Source organism: Streptococcus sp. 'group B', from assembly GCF_002073795.1.
In the GTDB taxonomy this organism is placed as follows: Bacteria; Bacillota; Bacilli; order Lactobacillales; family Streptococcaceae; genus Streptococcus; species Streptococcus agalactiae.
On sequence record NZ_CP020432.1, the window covers coordinates 629,902 to 640,000 of the forward strand.

The window sequence follows — 10,099 nt, forward strand, 5'->3', positions numbered from 1 at the left end:
TGTATAAATGGTCAATATTAATGGTATCATAGATATATGGAAAAGAAATTATTAAGAAAAGAAGTTTTGATAACCTTAAAATCTCAACCTCAAGCTTACAAATCAGAAGTTGACTCTAAACTTTTAGAGGCTTTTATAAAAACTAAAGCTTATCAAAATAGTTGTGTAATTGCTACTTACCTATCTTTTGACTACGAATACAATACACAACTTCTTATTAAACAAGCTTTATGTGATGGCAAACGTGTCCTTGTTCCCAAAACTTATCCAAAAGGTAAAATGATTTTTGTGGACTATCAAAAAGATAACTTGAGGGCAACACCGTTTGGCTTATTAGAACCTGTTAATGATAGAGCTGTTGAAAAAGCTAGTATAGACTTAATTCATGTGCCCGGACTTATCTTTAACAATAAAGGTTTTCGTATAGGTTATGGTGCAGGTTATTTTGATCGCTATTTGAGTGATTTTGAAGGTGATACTATTAGTACTATTTATAGGTGTCAGAGACAGGATTTTGTAGAAGAGAAGCATGATGTAGCGGTTAAGGAGGTATTATGTCTATGAAGAAGTTCGCTAAAGAGTATCCGACGACAGTACTCTTGGTCGGTCTGACAACCCTTGTTTTTTTATTGATGCAACTAACTTATGGAAGTCAAGCAGAGTCTAGCCAAGTTATTTTTCAATTTGGTGGAATACAAGGTGATTATCTAAAAGCATATCCAACAAATCTATGGAGACTAATAAGTCCTATCTTTGTTCATATTGGTTGGGAACATTTTTTATTAAATGGTTTAGCTCTGTATTTTGTGGGACAAATGGGGGAAAGTATTTGGGGAAGTTTGAGATTTCTAATTCTCTATATTTTATCTGGCTTAATGGGTAATATTTTTACGCTATTTTTTACTCCACACGTGGTGGCAGCAGGAGCCTCAACGTCTTTATTTGGTGTTTTTTCTGCTATAGCAATCGCAGGTTATTTTGGAAAAAATCCTTATTTAAAACAAGTTGGAAAATCATATCAAGTGATGATCTTGTTAAATTTATTTTTTAATATCTTCACACCCGGAGTGAGTTTAGCAGGCCATGTTGGTGGTTTAGTTGGTGGAGTATTGGTGGCTATTTTTTTGACAAAACAAAATGGTTCTTTATTATTTAAAACTTGGCAAAGTATTTTAGCTTTAATGATATTTATTATTGTATCGATCAGTTTAATAGGTCTATCGTTGGTATAATTCTACGGCTATAGTCTCTAAAACCAAACTTTCTTTGGGAAAAATAGAATAAAGTTTGCTAAATGATTTTTTTATGTTATGATAGAAATCTGTTTTTATGTGACTATAACTTATTAGGAGGTTCATTCTCGGTGAACAGAAAAATTATTGGCTTAACTCTACTATCTTTATCTGTACTAACATTAACAGCATGTGGTAATCGTTCAGATAAGTCTGCAAATAAATCAGATATCAAAGTTGCGATGGTAACTAATCAAGGTGGAGTAGACGATAAATCGTTTAATCAATCAGCTTGGGAAGGGCTACAAAAGTGGGGAAAAAAGAAGGGGTTAACAAAAGGTAATGGCTTTGATTATTTCCAGTCATCTAATGAATCAGATCATGCTAATAACCTTGATACGGCAGCCTCTAGTGGCTATAATTTAATTTTTGGTATTGGATTTGGTATTCATGATACTATTGAAAAAGTATCAGAAAATAATAAAGATGTTAAATACGTTATTGTAGATGATATCATTAAAGGTAAAGAAAATGTAGCTAGTGTTACTTTTGCAGACAATGAAGCTGCTTACTTAGCTGGAGTTGCTGCAGCTAAGACAACTAAGACAAAAACAGTTGGTTTTATCGGAGGGATGGAAGGCGTCGTTGTTAAGCGATTTGAAGCAGGATTTAAGGCTGGAGTAAAATCAATTGATCCGGCTATTAAAGTTGCGGTATCTTATGCAGGCTCATTTACAGATGCAGCTAAAGGTAAAACGATTGCTGCCACACAGTATGCAACAGGTGTTGATGTTATTTACCAGGCTGCTGGTGGTACAGGAGCAGGAATTTTTAGTGAGGCTAAAACTGAAAATGAGACCCGCAAGGAATCTAACAAAGTCTGGGTAATTGGTGTTGACAGAGATCAAAGTCAAGAAGGCAATTATGTTTCAAAAGATGGTAAGAAAGCAAACTTTGTTCTGGCATCTACTATAAAAGAGGTGGGGAAATCTCTCCAATCTGTAGCAGAATTAACAGAGAAAAAACAATATCCAGGAGGGAAAGTAACAGTTTTTGGTCTAAAGGATAGTGGTGTAGATATTAAAGAGCATCAATTGTCTAGTGAGGGATCTGTTGCTGTCAAAAAAGCTAAAGAGGGGATTGTTTCAGGGAAAATACAAGTTCCTATGAAATGATAAAAGTGTGGAGGAACAATAAGTTCTTCGTCAAGTACAATAAAAAAGTTTCCTAAATAGGAAACTTTTTTATTGTACTTGACTCATATTTTATTTCTTAGATGTTTTTTCTAGAGATTTTCCTAAATCAATGATATATTTCTTCAAGTCATCTTTAACTTGTGGGTGTTGAAGAGCATAATCAATAGAAGTTTTCATAAAACCAAACTTGTCACCAACGTCATAACGGTCCCCTGTAAATTTTCTAGCAAAAACACGTTGCGTTTTATTTAAAGTATCGATAGCATCGGTTAGTTGAATCTCATTTCCTGCACCAGGTTTTTGAGTTTCTAAAATATTAAAAATTTCTGGAGTTAACAAGTAGCGACCAATGATTGCCAAATTACTTGGAGCCTCTTCGGGAGAAGGTTTTTCAACGAAAGTGTTAACGCTATATAGACCATTAACTCCTTCTCCTTGTGGAGCAATAACACCATAAGCAGAAACATCTTCATGTGGAACTTCCATAACAGCAATTGTTGATGCATGAGTAGCTTCAAAGTCATTAATTAATTGTTTGGTGAGAGGAATAACTTTATTATTGGTAATATCCATTAGATCATCACCTAGCATAACAACAAAAGGTTCATTACCAACGAAGGCTTTTGCTTGTAGCACAGCATCTCCAAGCCCACGAGGATGACTTTGTCGAATAAAATGGAGTCGAATGCCAGTTGTTTCATCAACAAGTTTGAGAAGTTCGTTTTTCCCTTTCTCTTTTAGGTTATATTCTAATTCAAAATTTGAATCAAAGTGGTCTTCTATAGAACGTTTTGATTTACCAGTTACAACTAAAATATCTTCAATTCCAGATTTTAGTGCTTCTTCAACAATAAATTGAATAGTTGGTTTATCAACGATTGGAAGCATTTCTTTAGCTAAAGCTTTAGTAGCAGGTAAAAAACGTGTTCCTAAACCAGCGGCAGGGATAACTGCTTTTCTGACTTTCATATATAGCTCCTTTAAATAGTATTAATATAAACGATATTAGTGCCATTCATTCTCTGAACGAAATTCATTGGACATCATATCTAAAATGCTATCTTTGATATTAGCCCCTTCATATATTGATTTATAAATAGCTTCTGTAATGGGCATGTAAACATTTAAGTTTTGGGCGATTTCGTAAGCAACCTTAGTTGTTGAGATACCTTCAATAACCATCCCCATATTTTTTTCAATATCTTCAAGTTTCTCACCACGTCCTAAAGCATCTCCCGCTCTCCAGTTGCGAGAATGAACAGATGTACCAGTCACAATTAAATCTCCAACTCCGGATAAACCACTGAAAGTGAGAGGGTCGGCCCCTAATTGTACACCAAGGCGTGTTATCTCAGCTAAACCACGCGTAATAATAGCTGCTTTAGCATTATCACCATAACCAAGACCGTGTAGTGCTCCAGCACCAACAGCAATAATATTTTTTAGAGCACCAGCTGTTTCTACTCCTACGACATCAGTGTTAGTATAAAGTCTAAAATAATGATTACTAAACAATTTTTGGACATACTTAGCTGCTTCAATATCTTTTGAAGCAGCAGTAATCAAAGTAATATCACGAACGATGGCTTCTTCAGCATGACTGGGACCTGAAACAACAACGATATCACTACGATATTGTTCAGAGATTTCTTCTTCTAAAATTGTAGAAAGTCGTTCATGAGTGCCAGGTTCTAGCCCCTTAGAAGCATGCATAATTACAACTTTATGCTTTAAAAGACTAGCCACTTGTTTAGCAACAAGTCTTGTAACTTTAGTTGGGACGACGAATAGAATGCTGTCAACATTATTAATCGCTTCCTCAAGATTAGTGTAGGCTTTTATTTTGGAATCTAAGGTAATATCTTTGAAGTAACGTTGATTAGTATGGTTAGTATTAATCTCTTCTATTTGTTCAACCACGTTTCCCCATAAGCGTACCTCATGTCCATTGTCATTTAATACTTGTGCAAGAGCAGTCCCCCATGAACCAGGTCCAAGAACGGCAATTTTTTGTTTTGTCATCTTATTCCTTCTTTCTAATAATAAGGCATATAGCGCTAACATTATATCATACTCTAATACACTTTGTCTTGTTTAGTCTGTTGTCGATGATAGTAGCATTAGAAAAGAATTGAGTCTTTTAGGTTATTTATGGTATAATAAAACCAATTTAGATAAATGGAGCACTATTTTGAAAAAAACCTATCGGGTAAAAAGTGATAAGGATTTTCAAATGATTTTCAGCAGAGGTAAAAATGTTGCTAATCGAAAATTTGTTATCTACTATTTAGAAAAAGAACAAAAACACTTTCGTGTGGGAATCTCTGTTAGTAAGAAATTAGGAAATGCTGTTGTTCGTAACGCTGTTAAAAGAAAAATTAGGCATGTTTTACTCTCTCAGAAAACAGCGCTGCAAGATTATGATTTTGTCGTGATTGCGCGTAAAGGTGTAGAGGAATTAGACTATCAAGCATTAGAAAAAAATCTTATACACGTTTTAAAAATAGCAGGACTCATCTAGAAAGGTATAAAATTGAAGAAAAAACTTAAAACATTTAGCTTAATATTGCTGACAGGTTCTTTATTGGTTGCTTGCGGACGAGGAGAAGTATCTAGTCATTCAGCTACATTATGGGAGCAAATAGTTTATGCATTTGCTAAATCAATACAATGGCTCTCCTTTAACCATTCAATTGGTTTGGGAATAATCTTATTCACTCTAATAATCAGAGCGATTATGATGCCGCTTTATAATATGCAAATGAAATCCAGCCAAAAGATGCAGGAAATTCAGCCAAGGCTCAAGGAATTACAAAAAAAATATCCAGGGAAAGATCCTGATAGCCGTTTAAAGCTAAATGATGAAATGCAATCTATGTATAAAGCTGAGGGAGTTAACCCATATGCAAGTGTATTACCTCTTCTAATTCAGTTACCTGTCCTATGGGCTCTTTTCCAAGCTTTGACTAGGGTTTCTTTCTTAAAAGTAGGAACGTTTTTGAGCCTAGAATTATCACAGCCGGACCCATATTATATTTTACCTGTACTGGCGGCCTTATTTACCTTTTTATCAACTTGGTTAACTAACAAAGCAGCTGTTGAAAAAAATATTGCTTTAACTCTTATGACTTATGTTATGCCGTTTATCATATTGGTAACAAGTTTTAACTTTGCTAGTGGTGTTGTTTTATACTGGACGGTGTCTAATGCTTTTCAAGTATTTCAAATTCTATTATTGAACAACCCATACAAGATTATAAAGGTTCGAGAAGAAGCAGTAAGAGTGGCACACGAAAAAGAACAAAGAGTTAAACGTGCTAAGAGAAAAGCAAGTAAGAAAAGAAAGTAGGAAAAACATGGTATTATTTACAGGAGCGACTGTAGAAGAAGCTATTGAAAAAGGACTACAAGAGTTAAACATTTCACGATTGAGGGCACATATAAAAGTTGTATCACGTGAGAAAAAAGGTTTTTTGGGCTTTGGTAAAAAGCCAGCAAAAGTTGAAATAGAAGGTATCACCGACGAAGTAACTGATATTAATGAATCGGTAGCGTTAAAAAATATTAAGAATGTACCGTCTAGCGTAGATGTGGTGGAAGAATATATAGAGGAGGTTGATGAAACGCTTGAAAAAGAAGACGTATCACAACCAGAACTTCCAAAAATTGATGATAAAAACGTTGTAACTACAAGTGAAGCTATTGAAAAAATTGACCTACTTCCTAATATTGAAGTAGCAGCTGCTCAGGTGACTAAATACGTTGAAAATATCATCTATGAGATGGATTTAGATGCAACAATAGAAACTACGACAAGTAAGCGACAAATAAATCTCCAAATAGAAACGCCAGAAGCTGGGCGCATCATTGGTTATCATGGGAAAGTATTAAAATCGTTGCAGTTGTTAGCACAAAATTATCTTCATGACCGCTTTTCTAAGAGTTTTTCAGTATCTATTAATGTCCATGACTACGTTGAGCATCGTATAGAAACTTTAATTGATTTTTCTAAAAAAATAGCTAGACGTGTTTTAGAGACTAATGAGCCTTACCATATGGATCCTATGAGTAACAGTGAGCGAAAAACTGTTCATAAAACAATTGCAACTATAGAGGGTGTTGAAAGTTATTCTGAAGGTAACGATCCTAATAGATTTGTAGTAGTTACTAAGAAGTAAAAAGAGGTTTCACCTCTTTTTTTCTTGCGCCCGATCTACATTTTCAGAAAATGTAGAAAAAGTATGAAAAAAGAGTTGACAAAGTAAGAGATGATGTAGTAAACTAAATAAGTTGTCTCGAGAGAGCAGTTTCTAGTAGCGCGTAGTTAACAACTTAAAAAAAGTGGTTGACAAAGCAGAATAAGTTTGCTAGAATATAGAAGTTGTCTCAAGAGAGGCAAAGACCTTTGAAAACTGAACAAGACGAACGAATGTGCAGGGTGGATTTACATTGTAAATCCGTCAATGACAAAAAACAATAAATCTGTCAGCGAGACAGAAAAGAGCAAAGCTCAAACTTTTAATGAGAGTTTGATCCTGGCTCAGGACGAACGCTGGCGGCGTGCCTAATACATGCAAGTAGAACGCTGAGGTTTGGTGTTTACACTAGACTGATGAGTTGCGAACGGGTGAGTAACGCGTAGGTAACCTGCCTCATAGCGGGGGATAACTATTGGAAACGATAGCTAATACCGCATAAGAGTAATTAACACATGTTAGTTATTTAAAAGGAGCAATTGCTTCACTGTGAGATGGACCTGCGTTGTATTAGCTAGTTGGTGAGGTAAAGGCTCACCAAGGCGACGATACATAGCCGACCTGAGAGGGTGATCGGCCACACTGGGACTGAGACACGGCCCAGACTCCTACGGGAGGCAGCAGTAGGGAATCTTCGGCAATGGACGGAAGTCTGACCGAGCAACGCCGCGTGAGTGAAGAAGGTTTTCGGATCGTAAAGCTCTGTTGTTAGAGAAGAACGTTGGTAGGAGTGGAAAATCTACCAAGTGACGGTAACTAACCAGAAAGGGACGGCTAACTACGTGCCAGCAGCCGCGGTAATACGTAGGTCCCGAGCGTTGTCCGGATTTATTGGGCGTAAAGCGAGCGCAGGCGGTTCTTTAAGTCTGAAGTTAAAGGCAGTGGCTTAACCATTGTACGCTTTGGAAACTGGAGGACTTGAGTGCAGAAGGGGAGAGTGGAATTCCATGTGTAGCGGTGAAATGCGTAGATATATGGAGGAACACCGGTGGCGAAAGCGGCTCTCTGGTCTGTAACTGACGCTGAGGCTCGAAAGCGTGGGGAGCAAACAGGATTAGATACCCTGGTAGTCCACGCCGTAAACGATGAGTGCTAGGTGTTAGGCCCTTTCCGGGGCTTAGTGCCGCAGCTAACGCATTAAGCACTCCGCCTGGGGAGTACGACCGCAAGGTTGAAACTCAAAGGAATTGACGGGGGCCCGCACAAGCGGTGGAGCATGTGGTTTAATTCGAAGCAACGCGAAGAACCTTACCAGGTCTTGACATCCTTCTGACCGGCCTAGAGATAGGCTTTCTCTTCGGAGCAGAAGTGACAGGTGGTGCATGGTTGTCGTCAGCTCGTGTCGTGAGATGTTGGGTTAAGTCCCGCAACGAGCGCAACCCCTATTGTTAGTTGCCATCATTAAGTTGGGCACTCTAGCGAGACTGCCGGTAATAAACCGGAGGAAGGTGGGGATGACGTCAAATCATCATGCCCCTTATGACCTGGGCTACACACGTGCTACAATGGTTGGTACAACGAGTCGCAAGCCGGTGACGGCAAGCTAATCTCTTAAAGCCAATCTCAGTTCGGATTGTAGGCTGCAACTCGCCTACATGAAGTCGGAATCGCTAGTAATCGCGGATCAGCACGCCGCGGTGAATACGTTCCCGGGCCTTGTACACACCGCCCGTCACACCACGAGAGTTTGTAACACCCGAAGTCGGTGAGGTAACCTTTTAGGAGCCAGCCGCCTAAGGTGGGATAGATGATTGGGGTGAAGTCGTAACAAGGTAGCCGTATCGGAAGGTGCGGCTGGATCACCTCCTTTCTAAGGATAAGGAAACCTGCCATTTGCGTCTTGTTTAGTTTTGAGAGGTCTTGTGGGGCCTTAGCTCAGCTGGGAGAGCGCCTGCTTTGCACGCAGGAGGTCAGCGGTTCGATCCCGCTAGGCTCCATTGAATCGAAAGGTTCAAATTGTTCATTGAAAATTGAATATCTATATCAAATTCCACGATCTAGAAATAGATTGTAGAAAGTAACAAGAAAATAAACCGAAAACGCTGTGAATATTTAATGAGTTTTCTAGTTTTAAAGAAACTAGTTTAATAAGGTTAAGTTAATAAGGGCGCACGGTGGATGCCTTGGCACTAGAAGCCGAAGAAGGACGTGACTAACGACGAAATGCTTTGGGGAGCTGTAAGTAAGCGCTGATCCAGAGATGTCCGAATGGGGGAACCCACTAGTTAATGACTAGTATCCATATCTGTTAAGGATATGAGAAGGAAGACGCAGTGAACTGAAACATCTAAGTAGCTGCAGGAAGAGAAAGCAAAAGCGATTGCCTTAGTAGCGGCGAGCGAAACGGCAGGAGGGCAAACCGAAGTGTTTACACTTCGGGGTTGTAGGACTGCGATATAGGATTAATCATTATAGAAGAATTACCTGGGAAGGTAAGCCAAAGAGAGTAACAGCCTCGTATTTAAAATGATAGATTAACCTTAGCAGTATCCTGAGTACGGCGAGACACGCGAAATCTCGTCGGAATCTGGGAGGACCATCTCCCAACCCTAAATACTCTCTAGTGACCGATAGTGAACCAGTACCGTGAGGGAAAGGTGAAAAGCACCCCGGGAGGGGAGTGAAATAGAACCTGAAACCGTGTGCCTACAACAAGTTCGAGCCCGTTAATGGGTGAGAGCGTGCCTTTTGTAGAATGAACCGGCGAGTTACGATATGATGCGAGGTTAAGTTGAAGAGACGGAGCCGTAGGGAAACCGAGTCTTAATAGGGCGCCATAGTATCATGTTGTAGACCCGAAACCATGTGACCTACCCATGAGCAGGTTGAAGGTGAGGTAAAACTCACTGGAGGACCGAACCAGGGCACGTTGAAAAGTGCTTGGATGACTTGTGGGTAGCGGAGAAATTCCAAACGAACTTGGAGATAGCTGGTTCTCTCCGAAATAGCTTTAGGGCTAGCGTCGATGTTAAGTCTCTTGGAGGTAGAGCACTGTTTGGGTGAGGGGTCCATCCCGGATTACCAATCTCAGATAAACTCCGAATGCCAACGAGATATAATCGGCAGTCAGACTGCGAGTGCTAAGATCCGTAGTCGAAAGGGAAACAGCCCAGACCACCAGCTAAGGTCCCAAAATATATGTTAAGTGGAAAAGGATGTGGGGTTGCACAGACAACTAGGATGTTAGCTTAGAAGCAGCTATTCATTCAAAGAGTGCGTAATAGCTCACTAGTCGAGTGACCCTGCGCCGAAAATGTACCGGGGCTAAAACATATTACCGAAGCTGTGGATGACACAAAAGTGTCATGGTAGGAGAGCGTTCTATGTGTGAAGAAGGTGTACCGTGAGGAGCGCTGGAACGCATAGAAGTGAGAATGCCGGTATGAGTAGCGCAAGACAGGTGAGAATCCTGTCC

8 protein-coding genes, 1 tRNA gene and 2 rRNA genes (1 of these 11 cut by a window edge) are annotated in these 10,099 nt (G+C 39.2%); 9 read left to right on the plus strand and 2 right to left on the minus strand.

All coding sequences use genetic code 11. The annotated features are described in order from the left end of the window. Positions 1–36 precede the first annotated feature (36 nt). The 3 genes from A6J68_RS03570 to A6J68_RS03580 all read left to right on the plus strand — a co-directional run bounded on the left by A6J68_RS03570 (position 37) and on the right by A6J68_RS03580 (position 2,407). Positions 37–564, plus strand: coding sequence for a 5-formyltetrahydrofolate cyclo-ligase (locus A6J68_RS03570; protein ID WP_000412418.1), 528 nt, complete (start codon positions 37–39; stop codon positions 562–564). After that, positions 555–1,232 carry a rhomboid family intramembrane serine protease gene (locus A6J68_RS03575; RefSeq protein WP_000061937.1) on the plus strand — a complete coding sequence of 226 codons (678 nt, stop codon included), beginning with the start codon at positions 555–557 and terminating at the stop codon, positions 1,230–1,232. The genes A6J68_RS03570 and A6J68_RS03575 overlap by 10 nt, the downstream gene beginning before the upstream one ends. A gap of 131 nt (positions 1,233–1,363) precedes the next feature. Beyond that, positions 1,364–2,407, plus strand: coding sequence for a BMP family lipoprotein (locus A6J68_RS03580; protein ID WP_001080260.1), 1,044 nt, complete (start codon positions 1,364–1,366; stop codon positions 2,405–2,407). A 90-nt stretch (positions 2,408–2,497) separates the two neighbouring features. On the opposite strand, the gene galU is transcribed toward A6J68_RS03580, so the two are convergent. Both galU and A6J68_RS03590 read right to left on the minus strand, forming a co-directional pair. Continuing rightward, positions 2,498–3,397, minus strand: a complete 900-nt coding sequence (galU, locus tag A6J68_RS03585; protein WP_000868271.1) for a UTP--glucose-1-phosphate uridylyltransferase GalU — start codon at positions 3,395–3,397, stop codon at positions 2,498–2,500. Positions 3,398–3,433: 36 nt separating this feature from the next. Further along, positions 3,434–4,450 carry an NAD(P)H-dependent glycerol-3-phosphate dehydrogenase gene (locus A6J68_RS03590; protein ID WP_000166107.1) on the minus strand — a complete coding sequence of 339 codons (1,017 nt, stop codon included), beginning with the start codon at positions 4,448–4,450 and terminating at the stop codon, positions 3,434–3,436. Positions 4,451–4,619: 169 nt separating this feature from the next. Between A6J68_RS03590 and rnpA the strand changes: the two genes are divergently transcribed. From rnpA to A6J68_RS03620, 6 genes are all read left to right on the plus strand, one after another. After that, entirely contained in the window at positions 4,620–4,949 is a 330-nt protein-coding gene (gene rnpA / locus A6J68_RS03595) for a ribonuclease P protein component (protein WP_000754613.1), read from the plus strand. A gap of 12 nt (positions 4,950–4,961) precedes the next feature. Next, a complete protein-coding gene (locus A6J68_RS03600; RefSeq protein WP_000727922.1) occupies positions 4,962–5,777 on the plus strand; it encodes a membrane protein insertase YidC in 816 nt (271 codons plus the stop codon). Between the two features lie 7 nt (positions 5,778–5,784). Beyond that, positions 5,785–6,606 carry an RNA-binding cell elongation regulator Jag/EloR gene (jag, locus tag A6J68_RS03605; protein WP_000242576.1) on the plus strand — a complete coding sequence of 274 codons (822 nt, stop codon included), beginning with the start codon at positions 5,785–5,787 and terminating at the stop codon, positions 6,604–6,606. A gap of 339 nt (positions 6,607–6,945) precedes the next feature. Then, positions 6,946–8,494: ribosomal RNA gene (locus tag A6J68_RS03610) — 16S ribosomal RNA — on the plus strand. A gap of 54 nt (positions 8,495–8,548) precedes the next feature. Next, positions 8,549–8,621: transfer RNA gene (locus A6J68_RS03615), tRNA-Ala, on the plus strand. Positions 8,622–8,775: 154 nt separating this feature from the next. Continuing rightward, positions 8,776–10,099, plus strand: a 23S ribosomal RNA gene (locus tag A6J68_RS03620); it runs 1,579 nt beyond the window's last position. Together the 16S and 23S rRNA genes with 1 tRNA gene alongside form the textbook arrangement of a ribosomal RNA operon.